This is a genomic window from Catellatospora bangladeshensis, from assembly GCF_016862575.1.
Taxonomy (GTDB): domain Bacteria; phylum Actinomycetota; class Actinomycetes; order Mycobacteriales; family Micromonosporaceae; genus Catellatospora; species Catellatospora bangladeshensis.
This window is the reverse complement of the sequence record NZ_BONF01000040.1, coordinates 1-18887: the sequence shown is the minus strand read 5'-3', so window position 1 is coordinate 18887 and position 18887 is coordinate 1. Positions and strand designations below refer to the sequence as shown.

Below are 18887 nucleotides of genomic sequence, written 5' to 3'. Positions count from 1 at the left end.
GCTCAAGACCCTTGCTGGTTGCGGATTTCGTCGCGAGGATAGCGCTATGCCACCGATGACAGAGAAACTGGCCAACTTCATCAACGGAAAGTACGTGGCCCCCGTGGATGGCGGCTACGCCGACCTGGTCGACCCGTGCACCGGCGAGGTGCTCGCGAGCGCGCCCGTCTCCGGCAAGCAGGACGTCGAGGACGCCATGGCCGCCGCGGCCGCCGCCTTTGAGAGCTGGCGGGACACCACGCCGAGCGAGCGCCAGAAGGCCCTGCTGAAGATCGCCGACGCCGTCGAGGCGCGGGCGGACGAGCTGGTCGCGCTGGAGAGCCGCAACACCGGCAAGCCGCTGCACCTGACCGCGAGCGAGGAGCTGCCGCCCGCGATCGACCAGCTGCGCTTCTTCGCCGGGGCCGCCCGGCTGCTGGAGGGCCGCTCCGCCGGGGAGTACATGGCCGGCCTGACCAGCTACGTGCGCCGCGAGCCGATCGGCGTGGTCGCGCAGGTCACGCCGTGGAACTACCCGCTGATGATGGCCGTGTGGAAGTTCGCCCCGGCGATCGCGGCGGGCAACACGGTGGTGCTCAAGCCGTCCGACACGACGCCGATGTCGACACTGCTGCTGGCCGAGATCGCCGCCGAGTTCCTGCCGCCGGGCGTACTCAACGTCGTCTGCGGCGACCGGGACACCGGCCGCGCCCTGGTCGCGCACCCGACCCCGGCGCTGGTCTCCATCACCGGCTCCACCCGCGCCGGCTCCGAGGTCGCCGCCTCGGCCGCGCCCGCGCTCAAGCGCACCCACCTGGAGCTGGGCGGCAAGGCCCCGGTCCTGGTGTTCGACGACGCCGACGTGGCCGCCGCGGCCGAGGGCATCGCCATCGCCGGGTTCTTCAACGCGGGCCAGGACTGCACCGCCGCCACCCGGGTGCTGGTCACCGAGGGGGCGTACGACGCCTTCGTCGACGCGCTCACCGAGCAGGCCCGCAACCTCAAGACCGGCGCGCCCGACGACGAGGACGTGCTCTACGGCCCGCTGAACAACGTCAACCAGCTCGCCCGGGTCACCGGCTTCATCGAGCGGCTGCCCGCGCACGCCCGGGTCACCACCGGCGGCGAGCGGGTCGGCGACCGGGGCTTCTACTTCGCCCCGACCGTCGTGGCAGACCTGCTCCAGGGCGACGAGATCGTCACCGACGAGGTGTTCGGCCCGGTCATCACCGTGCAGAAGGTCGCCGACGAGGCCGAGGCGCTGCGCTACGCCAACGACTGCCGCTACGGCCTGGCCTCCAGCGTGTGGACGGCCGACCACGGCCGCGCGATGCGCCTGAGCAGGCGGCTGGACTTCGGCTGTGTCTGGGTGAACACGCACATCCCGCTGGTGGCAGAGATGCCGCACGGCGGCTTCAAGCAGTCCGGGTACGGCAAGGACCTGTCGGCCTACGGGCTGGAGGACTACACCCGGATCAAGCACGTCATGCACAGCATCGGGGAATGATCGTGAGCACATCCTCCGAGATCCACGCCCGGCGCACCGGAGCCGTCGCCCGCGGCGTCGGCTCCGTGCTGTCCTCCTACGTGGACCGCGCCTCCGGCGGGACGCTGACCGACGTCGACGGGCGCGAGTGGATCGACTTCGCGGCCGGGATCGCCGTCACCAACGTGGGCAACAGCGCCCCGGCGGTCGTCGCGGCGGTACGCGAGCAGGTCGAGCGCTTCACGCACACCTGCTTCATGGTGACGCCGTACGAGTCGTACGTGGCGGTGTGCGAGCAGCTCAACTCGCTCACGCCGGGCGGCTTCGAGAAGCGCTCCGCGCTGTTCAACTCCGGTGCGGAGGCCGTCGAGAACGCCGTGAAGATCGCCCGGTACGCCACCGGGCGGCAGGCGGTGATCGTGTTCGAGCACGGCTACCACGGCCGGACGAACCTGACCATGGCGCTGACCGCGAAGAACATGCCGTACAAGCACGGGTTCGGCCCGTTCGCGCCGGAGGTGTACCGCGCGCCGATGTCGTACCCGCTGCGTGACGGCCTCACCGGCGAGCAGGCCGCCGCCCGCGCCATCGACGTGATCACGACGCAGGTCGGGGCGCAGAACGTGGCCGCGATCGTGATCGAGCCGATCCAGGGCGAGGGCGGTTTCGTCGTCCCCGCGCCCGGCTTCCTGCCCGCGCTCGCATCCTGGGCCTCGGCCAACGGTGCGCTGTTCGTCGCCGACGAGATCCAGACCGGGTTCTGCCGTACGGGCGACTGGTTCGCCAGCGAGCACGAGCAGGTGGTGCCCGATCTGATCACCACGGCGAAGGGCATCGCGGGCGGCCTGCCGCTCGCGGCGGTGACCGGCCGCGCGGAGGTGATGGACGCGGTGCACGTCGGCGGGCTCGGTGGCACGTACGGCGGCAACCCCATCGCCTGCGCCGCCGCCCTGGCCTCCATCGAGACCATGCGCGAGCTGGACCTGGCCGCCGCGGCCCGCCGCATCGGCGGGGTGCTCACCGAGCGCCTGACCACGCTGGCCGACAAGTACCCGCAGATCGCGCAGGTACGCGGCCGCGGCGCGATGATCGCCATCGAGCTGACCAAGCCCGGCACGCTCGACCCCGACCCGATCCTGACCGGCGCGGTCAACAAGGTCTGCCACGCCGCCGGCCTGCTCACCCTGACCTGCGGCACCTGGGGGAACGTCTTCCGCTTCCTCCCGCCGCTCGTCATCTCCGACGACGAACTCGACCGCGGCCTCACCATCCTCGACCAGGCCCTCGCCACCACCGCCTAAAAGGAAGAGCCGCCGGGTCAAGATCGCCGTCTCGTGTCAGAAAGCGCAAGTCAAGCCACGTATTTGGACACGAACCAGCGATCATGCGCTCTGCGGCAGCCCTCCGGAAGCGCCACGGCGGATGCGGAGGTTAAGAAGGGCACCTTCTACTACGCATAGCGTTAAGAAGGTGCCCTTCCTTTCCTCAGAAGGGCCAGGTGGCCGACTCGCCGGACTCGATCAGGCCGATCATGGTGAAGGCGGCGTCGGTGAGGCCGCCGAAGGTGTAGCGGCGGCCCGCGACGGGGGTGTGGCCGAGGCGGTAGCCGGCGAGGTTCCAGGTGTAGACCGGGACCGTCGCGGGCACCGAGGCGGCCACGTCGGCGGCGCCGCCCCAGTGGGCCTGCTCGTCGGTGAGGATCACGACGCGGTCGTGGCGCGCGTAGTGCTTGCGCACCGCGTGCTCGGTCGACGTGCCGCCGCCGAAGAACCAGCCGCCGTCCTTGAACCGCTTCACCGCCGACAGCACCGACTCCCCCGCACGCAGGTCGAAGACCTTCGTGTCGTTGGAGAACGACACCACCGTCGCGTCCTTCGCCCGTGCCGCGAGCGCCAGCCCGAACATGGTGGCCGCGTCCCAGCAGCGCAGCGAGCCGTCACGGCTGAAGGTGCTGTTCATCGACCCCGAGGTGTCGATGAGGATCAGCGTGCGGCCGTCCAGCCGAGGCACGTTGCCCAGCGCGAACTGCAGCGCCTTCTCCAGCGGGTACGCCCAGCGCAGGCTCGGCGCCGCGTTGTACGCCGACAGGAAGCGCATCGGCAGCACCCGCGACCGGTCCACCTCGTCCGGATCGGACAGCTTCGCCGCCACGGCCTCCGCGACCTCGTCACCCACCCCGGCCTGGTCGAAGTTGCGCAGGTTGCGCAGCAGCGCCAGATAGCCCATGGACGGGATCATCGCCGACCACGCCGCCGCGTCCAGCGGCCCCTGCCGCCAGCCGGCCAGCGCCTCCCAGGTCATCCCGGCAGCCGCCAGCACCCGCGGGTCGAGCACGGCCGCGCGCTCCGCCACCGGCAGCGCCATCAGCTCGGCCCGGGCCCGCAGCACGCCCAGCGCCTCCGGGATCGGGTTGTCCCGCTGGTGGCGCCGGTCCAGCGCGTGCCGGAACAGCTCACCCTGCGCCGCGTCGCGCGCCGTGGGGTGGGTCAGCTCCAGCACGTCACCGAAGCGCAGCGCGTGGCTGTCGGAGTCGTACTTGAGCAGGCTGCGCTCGTGGTACAGGCGCACGGCCGCGTCGGCTACACCGCGCTTCACCGGCTTGGGCAGCGCCCGGCCGTACGTGGACAGCCAGTACGCCAGCGCCTCGCCGGGCTCGTCGGCCCGCTGCAGTGCGGCGTCGACCATCGCCCGCGAACCGGGGATGCCGGCCGCGACCTGTGCCTTCGCACCCTCCAGCGCGGCCACCACGGAGGCGCTGCGCAGGTTGGCGCCCAGCCGCAGCCAAGGCACGAAGCGCGCGAACCAGGCCGGGTCGGCCACAGCCACCTTCGCGATCAGCTCGCGGAAGCGGGTGTCGCGGTCACCGGCGTGCTCGTAGAACGTCTGCTCGCCGACCATGTTCGAGACCGCCAGCAGGAACAGCTCCAGCCTCGGCTCGCGGTCGTAGCCGGGCGCGCCTTCGGCGGTCTTGCCGGCCGGGCGCTTCACCAGCGTCGCGAGGTTGAACTTTGCCATGTCCCCTCCCCCAAGGGGTTCGGCGGGCGCGCGAAACCCACCCATGGGGTACGGGAAGGGAGACGCGCCTCCCGAGATCAGGTCGGCGGCGGTCTTGCCGGGATCGAACCGGCTTCACCCAAAGAAGTAACCGCTGCCAGCGCACCGGGAGGTGCGGAGATGAATCTAGGTCCGGCCCCGTTGCGCGGCAACGCATTTAGCCCGGCGGCGCTGCGGAGACGTGACACGGCCGACGCGAGATCGAGGTGGCGACGGTGCCCGTCACCGGGTCACTTCACAGGCCGCACAGGCGGCCTCCATGGTGTAACCGTCACCGGCGCACCGCGTCGGCCGTGTGAGCGTCTTCCGAGATCGAAGTCGGCTGCGGCACAGTCGGCTGCTCTGCCAGCTGAGCTACCGGACCCGAAGGGCCCGAGCGGGATTCGAACCCGCGACCCGCTGATCAGGAAGAAGTATCCGCTGCCTGCGCACCGGAAGACGCGACAATCAGGCTAGGTCGCCGCCCGCTGTCCGGCAACGGAATTGTCAACCGGCCCGACCCGCTTTGCTCTGCACACAAATACGCACTGATGCGTATTTGTGTGCAGAGCAAAGTCACTCGGCCGGTCAGGCCGCGATCTGCTCCCGGGCGGGCTGGGGCAGCGCCCGGAACGGCTGCTGGTCGCGCATGCCCCAGGGCGAGCCGTACGCCGTCAGCAGGTCCAGGAACGGCACGGGGTCCAGCGCCTCGGGGCCGAGCACGCCGGTGCCCTGCCACGCGCCGCCGGCCAGCAGCTCCAGCGCCACCACGGGGTTGACCGCGGTCTGCCACACCACGGCCTGGTGGCCGTACTCGCGCATGGACCACTCGTTGTCGACGACGTGGTAGAGGTACAGCTCCCGGGCCTTGCCGTCCAGGCCCTTGCCCTTGACCCAGGTCCCGGCGCAGGTCTTGCCCTTCATGCGGGAGCCCAGCGTGGCCGGGTCGGGCAGCTGCGCGGCCAGCACGTCCCGCGGCGACACCATGACCTGCGTCTTGCCGCCGCCGATGGCGATCGGCCGGGTGGAGTCGAGGCCGAGCTTGTGCACCGTCTTCAGGATCTCGATGAACTCGGTGCCGAGGCCGTACTTGAAGGTGACCCGCCGCGCGTCGACCCAGCGCGGGATGAGCAGCACCTCCTCGTGCTCCACGTTGACGCACTCGACCGGCCCGATGCCCTCCGGGAAGTCGAACACCTCGGGCTCGCTGAACGGGGCGGTGGTGAACCAGCCGCGCTCGCGCTCCCAGACGATCGGGGGGTTGAGGCACTCCTCGATGGTGGTCCAGATGGAGAACGACGGCGCGAAGTCGAACCCGTCCACGGTGATGTTGGAACCGTCCCGCACCCCGATCTCGTCGATCTCGGAGAACAGGTGGTCGGCGGCGTAGCGGGCGAAGACGTCGGACAGGCCGGGTTCCACACCGATGCCGACCAGGGCGAGCCGCTCGGCCGCCTCCCACGCGACGGCCTTGCCGAACTGCTCGTCGCCGAGCATCACGCCGGTCTTGGCGTACGGCTCGACGGGGTGCGGGCGGGACAGCGACATGGCCATGTCGAGGTAGTCCGCGCCGGCCTCGAAGGCGCCGTCGAAGATCGGCATCACGAACCGAGGGTCGACCGCGTTCAGCACGTGCGTGATGCCGTGGGTGCGGCACAGCTCGGCCACGTCGCCGGCCTGCGACGCGTCGATCCGGGCCGCCACGAAGCGGTCGTCGAGCCCGGAGACGGCGCGCTGGGCCCGCTCCAGGGAGTAGTCCGCCACGACCATGAGCTGGAAGAAGTCACGGCGAGCGGCGATGGCGGCTGCTGCACTGCCGACGCCACCAGCGCCGACCAGCAGGATACGCATAAAAGTCCCTTCAACGTCGTGGCGGACATTTGCCACGAAAGGTGCGTCATTCAGTTGTGTTTCTCCCGCGTCCCCACGGAGGGACGCGGGACGGGGGGTCAGGAGTCGAAGCCGAGCCCGGCGTGGTCCAGCGTGCGCAGCCAGAGGTTGCGCCGTCCCTGGTGCTCGTCGGCGCGCGCCAGCGACCAGCGGGTGAGCTGGATGCCGAGCGAGCGCAGCGGCTCCGGGGGCAGCGGCCAGGGTTTGGACCGGACGAAGTCCAGCTCCGTCCGCGCCGTGGCCGCACCGCTGAGGTGGTCGAGCATCACCTGCGCGCCGAAGCGGGTCGCCCCGACGCCCAGCCCGGTGTAGCCGGCCGCGTAGGCCAGCCGCCCGCCGAAGGCCGTGCCGAAGAAGGCGCAGAACCGGGTGCAGGTGTCGATCACCCCGCCCCAGCTGTGGGTGAAGCGAAGCCCCTCCAGCTGTGGGAACGTGGTGAAGAAGTGCTCGGCCAGCCGGTCGAAGGTGGCTTCTCGCTGTTCGAGGGTGGGCGCGATGCGGTTGCCGAAGTGGTAGATCGCGTCGTAGCCGCCGAACAGGATCCGGTTGTCCGCGGTGAGCCGGTAGTAGTGGAACTGGTTGGCGGAGTCGCCCAGCCCCTGCCGGTTGGCCCAGCCCAGGTCACCGAGTTGCGCCGGGGACAGCGGCTCGGTCATCAGGGCGTAGTCGTACACCGGGATCAGGTAGCGCTTGAGCTTGCGCAGCAGCGGCCCGAAGGCGCTGGTCGCCAGCGCGACCTTCGCCGCGCGCACCTCGCCGTGCGGCGTGCGCAGGGTGAGCCCGTCGCGCCCGCTGCTCAGCCCGAGGACGGGGGTGCCCTCGTAGATGCGCACGCCCAGCGACAGGCACGCCTGGCGCAGGCCCCAGGCCAGCTTCGCCGGGTCGACCATGGCCACCCGGTCGCGATCCCACCAGCCGCCCAGGTAGGTGGGCGAGTCGACCTGCGCCCGCACCTGGTCGCGGTCGAACACCTCGGCCCGGTAACCCATCGACCGGGTCAGCTCCGCCGACTCGTGCAGCCAGTCCAGCTGGTACGCGGAGGTGGCCACCTCCAGCTCACCGGTGCGCTCGAAGTCGCAGTCGATGGCGTACCGGCCCAGCGTGTCCTCGATCTGGTCGAGGTTCTCCCGGCCGAGCCGTTCCAGCTCGGTGATCTCGTCCGGGAAGCGGTCCACCCCGTTGGCGAGCCCGTGGGTCAGGCTCGCGGAGCAGAAGCCGCCGTTGCGGCCGGAGGCGGCGTGGCCGCACACCCCCGATTCGAGCAGGACCACGTCGGCCGACGGGTCGCGCTCCTTGGCCAGCAGGGCCGTCCACAGGCCGCTGTAGCCGCCCCCGATCACCGCCAGCTGCGCGGTGGTCGCGCTGGTCAGCGGGGGCACGGGTGCCGGCCGCTCGGGCCGGTCCGTCCAGTACGGCGTCGGCGACGCATCCGCAAGCGCCGACGCCCACAGTTTTGATCCTTTGGCCCGCATGAGCCGATCTCCTCCTTCTATTACCCGGGAGCGGGTGACGCTCCTTTTTCCTGATTAATCCCCTGATAAACGGAATGTCCGGGGATGCCAAACGGCCGCCGAGCCGGCACCTCCACGAATCAGGCGTGGAGGCCGGGTCGGCGGCCGTTCAGAGACTTAGGAAGTCGCCGCGCGGCGGGCGGAGCGGCGGCGGTTGCGCAGCTGGCCCGCGATGACGAACGCGAACGAGATCAGGAACATGGCACTGGCGATGGCGTTGACCTGCGGCGGGATGCCGCGCAGGTTGGACCCCCAGATGAACATCGGGAAGGTCTCGTAGCCGCTGGTGCCGGTCACGAAGTTCGTGATGATGAAGTCGTCGAAGCTGAGCGAGAACGCCAGCAGCGAGGCGGCCACGATGCCGGGCAGCACGAGCGGCAGGATGACCAGACGGAACGCCTGCCACGGCGTCGCGTACAGGTCCATCGCCGCCTCCTGCAGCCTCGGATCGAGCCCGGCCAGCCGTGCCTTCACGGTGACCACCACAAACGATATGCAGAACATGACATGCGCGATGAGGATCGTCAAGAAGCCCAGCGGCACCTGCCACCCTATGAACAGGGTCAACAACGAGGTGCCCATCACGATTTCCGGCGTGGCCATCGGCAGGAAGATCAGGGTGTTCGTGCCCGAACGCCCGAAGAAGCGATACCTGACCAGCGCGAATGAGATGAGCGTGCCCAGGATCGTGGAGATCAGCGTCGCCCCGAACCCGATGTAGATGCTGCGCAGCAGCGCGTCGCAGATCCCGGCCGCGCCGCACATGTCGGTCCAGTTGTTCCAGGTGAAGTCGAACGTCTGGAGGTCGAGCACGTAGGTCGTGTTGCGGCTGCCGGGCTGGTTGAACGACAGCAGGAAGATCACCGCGATGGGGACGAACAGGTACAGCAGGATCAGCAGGCCGACCAGGAGCACCCACTTGTCGGCGAGCCAGCGCCACAGCGCGTGCATCAGACCACCTCGTCCGTGCCGGCGGTGCTGACGTAGACCGTCACCAGCACCAGGATCGTCACCATCAGCATCACCGACAGCGCCGACGCGATCGGGTAGTCGTTGACCACCAGGAACCGCGACTGGATCACGCTGCCGATCATCTGCGTGTTCGGCCCGCCCAGCAGGTTGGCGTTGACGTAGTCGCCGGCCGACGGGATGAACGTCAGCAGCGTGCCCGCCACCACGCCCGGCAGCGACAGCGGCAGCGTCACGCGCAGGAAGCTGCGCACCGGCCCGTGGTAGAGGTCGCGCGCCGCCTCCAGCAGCCGTACGTCCAGCTTGTCCAGGCTGGCGTAGAGCGGCAGCACCATGAACGGCAGGAAGTTGTAGACCAGGCCCGCGATCACCGCGAACTCGGTCGCCAGCAGCCGTCCGTCCGGCCCGAGCAGGTGGGCCCACTTGAGGAAGTCGACCACCGGCCCGCTGTCGGACAGGATCGCCTTCCACGAGTAGGTGCGCACCAGGTAGCTGGTGAAGAACGGCGCGATCACGCCGACCAGCATGAGGTTCTTCCAGCGCCCGCCCTTGATCGCGATGGCGTACGCGAGCGGGTAGCCCAGGGCCAGGCAGATCACCGTGGTGATCAGCGCATACCAGAGCGAGCGCAGGAACTGGACGTGGAACATCTCCCACGCGTCGGCGTAGTTGCTCCACGACCAGTCGAACACGTAGCCGGTCTCGATCGACCCGGCAGGGTTCCACAGGCTCGCCATGAACAGCTGGACCACGGGGTAGACGAAGAACACCGCGAGCCACAGCATGCCCGGGGCGAGCAGCGCGTACGGGATCCAGCGCCGCCGCCGCATCCCGGCCGGCGGCTCGACCGGGACCTCGGCGGACACGGCGCCGCCGGCCGACGCGGTGGGGAGGAGGGCCGCCACGTCAGCTCCCCACGAGGAAGGAGTGCGCGGGCAGCCAGTGCACCGCCACCTCGGCGCCCGGCGCGGCCGGGGAGGCCAGGCCCGAGTTCGGCACGAACACGGTCAGCTCGCTGCCCCACGGCGCCCGCACCAGGTACTGCGTCGAGACGCCGGTGAACGACGTGTCGGTGATGACGCCCCGCACCGCGGCATGGCCCGAGGGCACCGCGTCCAGCCCGTCGCACAGGTGCAGCTTCTCCGGGCGTACGCCGAGCAGCGCGCTGCCGGAGGTGACCCGGCAGCGGGCCGCGGGCAGCGCCAGGCGGTTGCCGTGCGCGTCGACCGTGACGTCGCCGTCGGCGTGCCCGGTCACCTCGGCCGGGATCAGGTTGGACTGGCCGAGGAAGTTGGCCACGAACGCCGAGGCGGGGAACTCGTACATCTCGGCGGGCGCGCCCAGCTGCTCGATGCGCCCGGCCTGCATCACCGCGACCGTGTCGGCCATGGTCATGGCCTCCTCCTGGTCGTGCGTGACGTGCACGAAGGTGATGCCGACCTCGGTCTGGATGCGCTTGAGCTCGATCTGCATCTGCCGGCGCAGCTTCAGGTCGAGCGCGCCCAGCGGCTCGTCCAGCAGCAGCACCTCGGGGCTGTTGACCAGGGCGCGGGCCAGCGCCACCCGCTGCTGCTGCCCACCGGACAGCTGCGCCGGGCGGCGCGGCCCGTAGCCGCCGAGCTGGACCAGGTCGAGCATCTCCGCGACCTTGCGGTCGGCGTCCTTCCTGCCCACCCCCTTGCGCCGCAGCCCGAACGCCACGTTGTCCGCGACGCTCAGGTGCGGGAACAGCGCGTAGCTCTGGAACACGGTGTTGACCGGCCGCTTGTAGGGGCGCGTCCGGGTGATGTCCGTCCCGCCGAGCGTGATCCGCCCGGCGGTCGGCTCCTCCAGACCCGCCACCATGCGCAGCGTGGTGGTCTTGCCGCACCCGGAGGCGCCCAGCAGCGCGAAGAACGAGCCGTCCGGAATGGTCAGGGTGAGGTCGTCGACGGCCGTGAAGCCGCCGAACGTCTTGGTGACGTTCTCAATGCGGAGATCCTGGTCCGACACCTGTCACGCCCCGATCGCTGCCTGGAACTTGCCCTGGTACTCCTTCTCCTGCGCCTCGGTCAGCGGCATGAAGATCTTGGTCTTCGCCTGCATCGCGGCGTCGGGGAAGATGAGCGGGTTCTCGGCGAGCTCGGGGTCGATGTCCTTCATCGCCTCCTGCGCGCCGGCCACCGGGCACACGTAGTTGACGTACGCGGCCAGCTCGGCGGCGACCTTCGGGTCGTAGTAGTAGTCGATCAGCGCCTGGGCGTTGCTCGCGTGCGTCGCGGTGACCGGGATCAGCATGTTGTCGGACCAGAGCATCATGCCCTCGTCCGGCGTGATCAGCTTGATCTTCGGGTTGTCGAAGCCGAGCTGGATCACGTCGCCGGACCACGCGATGCACGCCGCGATGTCGCCCTTGGCCAGGTCCTGCACGTAGTCGTTGCCGGTGAAGCGGCGGATCTGGCCGGAGCTGACGCCGCCCTTCAGCTTCTCCAGCGCCGCGTCGAAGTCGGCGGCGGTGAAGTTGCCCGGGTCCTTGCCGATCGACAGCAGCATGAAGCCCATGGTGTCGTGCATCTCGGTCAGGAAGGTGACCTTGCCCTTGAGGTCCGGGCGGGTCAGCAGCTCGTCGACCGTACGCACCTCCTTGGTCACGCCGGTGTTCACGCCGATGCCCGTCAGGCCGGACTGCCACGGCGCGGCGTACTCGGTGTTGGGGTCGAACTGGCGGCCGCGCAGCGACGGGGCCAGGTTCTTGGCGAACGTGGCCACCTTGTCGGGGCTGAACTTCTGGGCGAAGCCGTTGCGGATGAACGTCGCCGCCATCCAGTCGGTGAACACCACGATGTCGCGGTTGATCGTCTGACAGGCCGCGAGCTGCTGGCGGATCTTGCCGTAGAAGTCGTTGTTGTCGTTGATGTCGGCCGTGTACTCGACGTCGATGCCGGTCTTCGCCTTGAACGCGACCAGCGTGGGCCGGATCTCCGCGTTCTTCTCGTCCTCGTCGATGTATTCCGGCCAGTTGGAGAAGAGCACCTTGCGCTCGGTCGCCGACAGGTCCTGGGTGGTGCATCGCGGGCCCTCGGACTGCGCACCGGTGGCGTTGCCGTTGGTGCCCTTGGTGCCGCAGGCGGCCAGCGCCCCGCCCGCCACCGCGAAGGCGCCGGCGGCGAGGGATCCGCGCAGCACGTTGCGGCGGGACGGCATCGCCGACAGCACGGCCTGGGCCTGCGGGGAGAGTGGTATGCGACGAGGCATCGGAAGTTCCTTCACTGCTGGAGGGGTTACAGGCGCGGTATCACTTGCTCACTGGCTGAAGACGGTGCGGTGCCACGGTTTGGCGGCCACCGCCGTACGGTCGTACATGACGTGTTTGAGCTGGGTGTACTCCTCGAAGGAGTACGTGGACATGTCCTTGCCGAAGCCGGAGCGACGGTAACCCCCGTGCGGCATCTCGCTGATGATCGGGATGTGGTCGTTGACCCACACGCACCCGGCGCGCAGCTCGCGCGTGCCCCGCAGGGAGCGGTGCACGTCGCGCGTCCACACGCTCGCCGCCAGGCCGTACGGCGTGTCGTTGGCCAGGGCCACACCCTCGTCGTCGGCGTCGAACGGCAGCACGACCAGCACCGGGCCGAATACCTCCTGCCGCACGATCTCGCTGTCCTGGGCGGCGTCCACGACCAGGGTCGGCGCGTAGAACGCACCGTGCCCGAGGCCCTCGGGCACCCGCCCGCCGGTCACGATCTTGGCACCCGCGGCGCGGGCCCGGTCCACGAACCCCGCCACCCGGTCGCGCTGGGCGACGCTGATCAGCGGGCCGATGTCGGTCGCCGGGTCGAGCGGGTCGCCGGGGCGTACCCCCTCGAACAGCTCGGCGACCCGCGCGACGAAGCGGTCGTAGAGCGGGCGCTGCACGTAGGCGCGGGTGGCCGCGGTGCAGTCCTGCCCGCTGTTGATCAGCGATCCGGCGACCGCGCCCTGCGCGGCGGCCTCCACGTCGGCGTCGTCGAAGACCAGGAACGGGGCCTTGCCGCCCAGCTCCAGGTGGATCCGCTTCACGGCGCCCGCGGCGGTCGCGCCGACCTGGCGGCCCACCGCGGTCGAGCCGGTGAAGCTGACCATGTCCACCTCGGGATGGCCGACCAGGGCCGCGCCCGCCACGGCGCCGCGGCCGGTGACCACGTTGACCACGCCCGGCGGGATGCCCGCGTCCAGGCACGCCTGCGCGAACATCACGCTGGTCAGCGGGGTCAGCTCGGCGGGCTTGAGCACGATGGTGTTGCCCGCGGCGATCGCGGGCAGGATCTTCCAGGCGGCCATCTGCAGCGGGTAGTTCCACGGCGAGATCGAGCCCACCACGCCGATCGCCTCGCGGCGCACGTAGCTGGTGTGGTCGGCCGAGTACTCCCCCGCGGCCTTGCCCGCCAGATCACGTGCCGCACCGGCGAAGAAGGCGGTGTTGTCGACGGTGCCGGGCACGTCGAACTCCGCCGCGAGCCGCACCGGCTTGCCGGTCTGCGACACCTCGGCCGCCACGAAATCCGCGGCGCGGTCGGCGAGGATCCCGGCGAGGCGGTGCAGCGCGCCGGAGCGCTCCCCCGGAGTCGCGCCCGACCAGCCGCCGAACGCGGCGCGGGCCGCGGCCACCGCGGCATCGACGTCTTCCTGACCAGCGAGTACATACTCGGCGACGGTGCTACCGTCGGCGGGGTTGACCACGGCGAACGGCTCACCCGAGCTTCCGTCGGCCAGACGGTCACCGATGACGTTCGGCGAGAAGCCTGCCATATCGCCCCCTTTGTCGGCTGGTTGACAACCTGCGGCGCGACGATCCTGACATGACCTGCGCCACATGACAAGGGATTCCGTGGCGAATACGGGGGGCGGCTACGAATTCCGACATCCCATGTCGCGTGCACATGACGTTTCCGTTACGCGAACGTCCGCCAAGTGTCGGAATCGTCTGCCACGTAGCGATACGATGCCCGGGTCGGATCCCCACCCCTGGTCGATCCCCCTATCTGACACGCCTCAGGAGGCCTCATTGCCGACGCCCGCCGAACCGGCCGTGCCGCGCGCCGTCATCCGCCGTCACCCTCAACTGAACCATGCCAACCACGCGCTGCTCGACGACATCGCCAAGCAGATCATCGAGCAACTGCAGGAAGACGGCAGACGGCCGTACGCGACCATCGGCCGGGCGGTCGGCCTCAGCGAGGCGGCGGTACGCCAGCGCGTACAGCGGCTCATCGACGCGGGCGTCATGCAGATCGTGGCGGTCACCGACCCGCTCCAGCTCGGCCTCGGCCGGCAGGCCATGATCGGCGTCCGGACCACGGGTGACCTGGAGGGCATCGCCGACCGGATCACCGCGATCGGCGAGGTCGACTACGTCGTGATCACCGCGGGCTCGTACGACCTGCTATGCGAGGTGGTCTGCCGCAACGACGACCACCTGCTGGAGATCCTGCACGAGGTGCGCGCCGTGGACGGCGTCGTGGCCGCCGAGGTCTTCGTCTACCTCAAGCTCCGCAAGCAGACGTACTCCTGGGGCACCGCCTAGCCCCCGCACGGCGAAGCTCCCGCCATGCTGTCCGGCAGCACGACGGGAGCTTTGCCCATCAGGTGGTTCAGACGCCCATGACGGCGGAGAACTTCGCCTGGTACTCGCGCTCCTCGGACTCGCTGAGCGGGGCGAATGCCTTCACGTTCGCCAGCATCGCCGCGTCCGGGAAGATCAGCTTGCTCTCGGCCAGCTCCGGGTCGATCTTGACCATCTCCTCCTGGGCGCCGGCCACCGGGCACACGTAGTTGACCCAGGCGGCCAGCTCCGCGGCGACCTTCGGGTCGTAGTAGTGGTCCAGCAGCGTCATGGCGTTGCCGGCGTGCTTCGCGGTCACCGGGATCACCGCCGCGTCCGACCAGATCAGCAGGCCCTCCTCCGGCGTGACGAACTTGATCTTCTCGTCGTTGAAGCCGAGCTGGATCGCGTCGCCGGACCAGGCCACCGCCGCCGCGACGTCGCCCTTGGCCAGGTCCTGCACGTACTCGTTGCCGGTGAAGCGGCGGATCTGGCCGGACTCGACGGCCTTGCGCAGCTTCTCCAGCGCCGCGTCGAAGTCCTCGGGCGTGAAGTCCGCCGGGTTCTTGCCGAGCGAGGCGATGAGCAGGCCCATGGTGTCGGGCATCTCCATCGGCACGGTCACCCGGCCCTTGAGGTCCGGGCGGGTGAGCAGCTCGTCCATGCTGCGCACCTCCTTGGCCACCCGGGTGTTGACCGCGATCCCGGTCAGGCCGGACTGCCACGGGACCGCGTAGCGCAGCTCGGTGTCGTACGGCCGCGCCTTCAGCGAGGGCAGCAGGTTGCGGTGGTAGTTGCCCATCTTCGCCGCGTCGAGCGGCTGCGCGAACCCGTGCCGCAGGAACTTGTTGACCATCCAGTCGGAGAACACCACGATGTCGCGGTCGATGGTCTGGCAGCCGGCGAGCTGCGTGCGGATCTTGCCGAAGAACTCGTTGTTGTCGTTGATGTCCTCGGTATACGACACCTTCAGCCCGGTCTTCGCCTGGAACGCGGCCAGCGTGGGGTGGCGCGAGGAGTCGTTCTCGTCGACGTCGAGGTACTGCGTCCAGTTGGAGAACGCCACCGTGCGCTCGGTGGCGGACACGTCCGGGGTGACGCAGGCGGCGGCGCTGGTGGCGACGGTGCCGGGCACGCCGCGGGTGCCGCAGGCGGCCATCGCCGCGCCGGTCGCGGCGATCGCGCCGCCGGCCAGGGCGCCCTTGAGCAGGCGGCGCCGCGACGGCGTGGCCTGGGCGGCGGCGAGCAGGGCACGGGCCGGGGTCGACAGGGAACGAGCACGCAATCGAGGCACCTCTCGGCGGGCGGGGCGGCGATGCCCCGCAGGTGGGCGACCCGCAATTGTGCCCAAACCACCCCGCGCCGTGCCCGGTCCGGTGGGACGGCTCACAAACCGCCCGCCGGGCGCGGACGGGCGCGAACCTCACCGACATGACCACGAAATCCGTAGGTCATGTGCGAAAATACTACGGAGAGGGTTGCCGTATCTCGAAGACGTATGCGATAACCGTAGGCACTGCCGCAACGTACGGATGAGTGAGGCCTCACGATGGGCAAGGAAACCGACCACCTCTGGATGCACTTCACCCGCATGGCCGCCTACCGCGACGGCGACGTGCCGACGATCGTGCGAGGTGAGGGCGCGTACGTCTGGGACAGCAAGGGTCGGCGCTACCTCGACGGCCTCGCCGGCCTGTTCACCGTCAACGCCGGGCACGGCCGCTCTGAGCTCGCCGAGGCCGCCGCCAAGCAGGCGCACGAGCTGGCGTACTTCCCGCTGTGGTCGTACGCCCACCCGAAGGCGGTCGAGCTGGCGGACCGGATCGCGGGCCTGACCCCCGGCGACCTCAACCGGGTCTTCTTCACCACCGGCGGCTCCGAGGCGGTCGAGAGCGCCTGGAAGCTGGCCCGCTCCTACTTCAAGAAGATCGGCCAGCCGCTGCGGCACAAGGTGGTCAGCCGCTACCTGGCCTACCACGGCACCTCGCTGGGCGCCCTGTCGATCACGGGCGTGCCCGCGTTCCGGGCCGAGTTCGAGCCGCTGGTGCCCGGCGGCATCAAAGCGCCGAACACGAACTTCTACCGCGCCCCCGAGCACGGCGACGACTACGAGGCGTTCGGCGTGTGGGCGGCCGACGAGATCGCCCGCGCCATCGAGCGCGAGGGGCCGGAGACGGTCGCCGCGGTCTTCCTGGAGCCGGTGCAGAACGCGGGCGGCTGCTTCCCCGCGCCGCCCGGCTACTTCCAGCGGGTACGCGAGATCTGCGACCGCTACGGCGTGCTGCTGGTGTCCGACGAGGTCATCTGCTCCTGGGGCCGGCTCGGCGAGTACTTCGGCGCCCAGTACTACGGCTACCAGCCCGACATCATCACCACCGCCAAGGGCATGACCTCGGGATACTCGCCGCTCGGCGCGATGATCGCGAGCGAGCGGCTGATCGAGCCGTTCCTGGCCGACGGGCAGATGTTCGCCCACGGCATCACCTTCGGCGGCCACCCGGTCAGCTGCGCGGTCGGCCTGGCCAACCTGGACATCTTCGAACGCGAGGACCTGACCGGCCACGTACGCGCCAACGCGCCCGCGTTCCGGGCCACCCTGGAGAAGCTGTACGACCTGCCGATCGTCGGCGACGTGCGGGGCGAGGGCTTCTTCTACGGCATCGAGCTGGTCAAGGACAAGGCGACCCGGGAGACGTTCAACGCCGAGGAGTCGGAGAAGCTGATCCGCGGCTTCCTGTCCGGTGCGCTGTTCGAGGCGGGCCTCTACTGCCGCGCCGACGACCGGGGCGACCCGGTCATCCAGCTCTCCCCCGCGCTGACCTGCACCCAGCAGCAGTTCGACGAGATGGAGCAGATCCTGCGCGACGTGCTCACCCGGGCCGCGACGCTGCTGTGACCAGCCTCTGGTCCGACACCGCGGGCGGGGCCGGCGCGCCCCGCCCGCCCCTGCCCGGCGACGTGGACGCCGACGTGGCGATCGTGGGCGCGGGCTACACGGGCCTGTGGACGGCGTACTACCTGCGCCGGGCCGACCCGGGCCTGCGGATCGCGATCGTCGAGGCCGCGCACGCCGGGTTCGGCGCGTCCGGGCGCAACGGCGGCTGGTGCTCCGGGCTGCTGCCCACCCCGCTGCCGAAGCTGGAGCGGATGCACGGCCGGGCGGCCGCGATCGCGTTCCAGCAGGCGATGATCGACACGGTGGACGAGGTGGGCGCGGTCGCGGCCGCCGAGGGCATCGACTGCGACTGGGCCAAGGGCGGCACGCTGGACCTGGCCCGCAGCGCGGCGCAGTGGCGCGCGGCGCGGGCGGAGGCGGCGCTGGCCGCGTCCTACGGCTTCGACCTGCACCTGCTCGGCCGCGCCGAGGCGCTGGACCGCTGCGGCGCGACGTCGGTGTACGGCGCGACCTGGTCCGAGCACTGCGCGGCGGTGCACCCGCTGCGCCTGGCCCGCGGGCTGGCCGCGACCGTCGAGCGGCAGGGCACGGTGATCTACGAGGGGACCCGGGCGCTGGAGCTGGCGCCGGGGCGCGTGCGCACCACGTACGGCACCGTGCGGGCCCCGTACGTGGTCCGGGCCACCGAGGGGTACACGCCCGACCTGCCCGGTCACCGGCGCGACGTGGTGCCGGTGTACTCCCTCATGATCGCGACCGAGCCGCTGCCGAAGGCATTCTGGGACGAGGCCGGGCTCGACCGCCGCGAAACTTTCACCGACCACCGGCGGCTGGTGATCTACGGCCAGCGCACCGCCGACGACCGGCTCGCCTTCGGCGGGCGCGGCGCCCCGTACCACTTCGGCTCGGCGGTCCGCCCGTCCTACGACAGCGTCCCGGCCGTGCACCTGGCCCTGCGGAACACCCTGACCAGCCTGTTTCCGGCCCTGGACGGCGCGCGGCTCACCCACGCCTGGGGCGGCCCGCTCGGCATCGCCCGCGACTGGCACCCGTCCGCCGGCCTCGACCGCGCCACCGGCCTGGCCTGGGCCGGCGGCTACGTCGGCGACGGCGTCGCCGCCAGCAACCTGGCCGGCCGCACCCTCGCCGACCTCATCACCGGCCACGAGACCCCGCTGACCGTCCTCCCCTGGGTCAACCACCGCTCCCCCCGCTGGGAGCCCGAACCCCTCCGCTGGCTGGGCATCAACACCGCCCTCCACGCCGTAGCCACCCTCGACCGCCTGACAAAAGGAAGGGCACCTTCTTAACGCTATGCGTAGAGGAAGGGCACCTTCTTAACGTCGCCGGTGCGGCAGGCCGGGCGTCCGGCCCCGGTCCAGCCGGTGCGGCAGGCCGGGCGTCCGACCCTGGTGGGGCCGGTGCGGCAGGCGGGTTGTCCGGGCCGGAGCAGCCGGACTGGTCGATGATCGCTGTCTCGTGTCACAACCTGGGCTCTGACCGCAGGTTCTGACACGAACCACCGATCTTGGCCAACACCAAGCCCGCCCCGTCGGCGGCGCA

14 protein-coding genes are annotated in these 18887 nt (G+C 70.4%); 5 read left to right on the top strand and 9 right to left on the bottom strand.

The features are described 5' to 3' along the window. Positions 1 to 55: 55 nt before the first annotated feature. Together Cba03nite_RS30025 and gabT are read left to right on the top strand one after the other, a co-directional pair. Complete coding sequence (locus Cba03nite_RS30025) at positions 56 to 1486, top strand: gamma-aminobutyraldehyde dehydrogenase (RefSeq protein WP_203753622.1); 1431 nt, start codon at positions 56 to 58, stop codon at positions 1484 to 1486. A gap of 2 nt (positions 1487 to 1488) precedes the next feature. After that, entirely contained in the window at positions 1489 to 2766 is a 1278-nt protein-coding gene (gene gabT, locus Cba03nite_RS30020; protein ID WP_203753380.1) for a 4-aminobutyrate--2-oxoglutarate transaminase, read from the top strand. Positions 2767 to 2950: 184 nt separating this feature from the next. Here the strand turns inward: gabT and Cba03nite_RS30015 are convergent, their stop codons facing one another. From Cba03nite_RS30015 to Cba03nite_RS29980, 8 genes are all read right to left on the bottom strand, one after another. Continuing rightward, positions 2951 to 4480, bottom strand: a complete 1530-nt coding sequence (locus tag Cba03nite_RS30015) for a vWA domain-containing protein (RefSeq protein WP_203753377.1) — start codon at positions 4478 to 4480, stop codon at positions 2951 to 2953. 606 nt (positions 4481 to 5086) lie between these two features. Beyond that, entirely contained in the window at positions 5087 to 6349 is a 1263-nt protein-coding gene (locus tag Cba03nite_RS30010; RefSeq protein ID WP_203753374.1) for a saccharopine dehydrogenase family protein, read from the bottom strand. A gap of 98 nt (positions 6350 to 6447) precedes the next feature. After that, on the bottom strand, positions 6448 to 7860 hold the full coding sequence (locus tag Cba03nite_RS30005; protein WP_203753371.1) for an NAD(P)/FAD-dependent oxidoreductase: 1413 nt from the start codon (positions 7858 to 7860) through the stop codon (positions 6448 to 6450). Between the two features lie 156 nt (positions 7861 to 8016). Further along, positions 8017 to 8850, bottom strand: a complete 834-nt coding sequence (locus tag Cba03nite_RS30000) for an ABC transporter permease (protein WP_203753369.1) — start codon at positions 8848 to 8850, stop codon at positions 8017 to 8019. Then, positions 8850 to 9773 (bottom strand): ABC transporter permease, encoded by a 924-nt coding sequence (locus Cba03nite_RS29995; RefSeq protein ID WP_308442771.1) that lies wholly within the window; start codon positions 9771 to 9773, stop codon positions 8850 to 8852. The genes Cba03nite_RS30000 and Cba03nite_RS29995 overlap by 1 nt, the downstream gene beginning before the upstream one ends. Position 9774: 1 nt before the next feature. Further along, complete coding sequence (locus Cba03nite_RS29990; RefSeq protein ID WP_203753366.1) at positions 9775 to 10860, bottom strand: ABC transporter ATP-binding protein; 1086 nt, start codon at positions 10858 to 10860, stop codon at positions 9775 to 9777. A gap of 3 nt (positions 10861 to 10863) precedes the next feature. Further along, the gene (locus Cba03nite_RS29985) at positions 10864 to 12102 is read right to left on the bottom strand and encodes a polyamine ABC transporter substrate-binding protein (protein ID WP_203753364.1); all 1239 of its coding nucleotides are present in this window, start codon (positions 12100 to 12102) and stop codon (positions 10864 to 10866) included. 48 nt (positions 12103 to 12150) lie between these two features. After that, complete coding sequence (locus tag Cba03nite_RS29980) at positions 12151 to 13635, bottom strand: gamma-aminobutyraldehyde dehydrogenase (RefSeq protein WP_203753360.1); 1485 nt, start codon at positions 13633 to 13635, stop codon at positions 12151 to 12153. A gap of 280 nt (positions 13636 to 13915) precedes the next feature. Between Cba03nite_RS29980 and Cba03nite_RS29975 the strand changes: the two genes are divergently transcribed. Continuing rightward, entirely contained in the window at positions 13916 to 14410 is a 495-nt protein-coding gene (locus Cba03nite_RS29975) for an Lrp/AsnC family transcriptional regulator (protein WP_239126118.1), read from the top strand. A gap of 67 nt (positions 14411 to 14477) precedes the next feature. Here the strand turns inward: Cba03nite_RS29975 and Cba03nite_RS29970 are convergent, their stop codons facing one another. Then, complete coding sequence (locus Cba03nite_RS29970) at positions 14478 to 15713, bottom strand: ABC transporter substrate-binding protein (RefSeq protein WP_239126110.1); 1236 nt, start codon at positions 15711 to 15713, stop codon at positions 14478 to 14480. 264 nt (positions 15714 to 15977) lie between these two features. Here Cba03nite_RS29970 and Cba03nite_RS29965 point away from each other — a divergent pair, with 264 nt between their 5' ends. Both Cba03nite_RS29965 and Cba03nite_RS29960 read left to right on the top strand, forming a co-directional pair. Then, positions 15978 to 17324 carry an aspartate aminotransferase family protein gene (locus Cba03nite_RS29965; RefSeq protein ID WP_203753354.1) on the top strand — a complete coding sequence of 449 codons (1347 nt, stop codon included), beginning with the start codon at positions 15978 to 15980 and terminating at the stop codon, positions 17322 to 17324. Continuing rightward, positions 17321 to 18634, top strand: coding sequence for an NAD(P)/FAD-dependent oxidoreductase (locus Cba03nite_RS29960; protein WP_203753351.1), 1314 nt, complete (start codon positions 17321 to 17323; stop codon positions 18632 to 18634). Before Cba03nite_RS29965 ends, Cba03nite_RS29960 begins: the two co-directional genes overlap by 4 nt. Positions 18635 to 18887 lie beyond the last annotated feature (253 nt).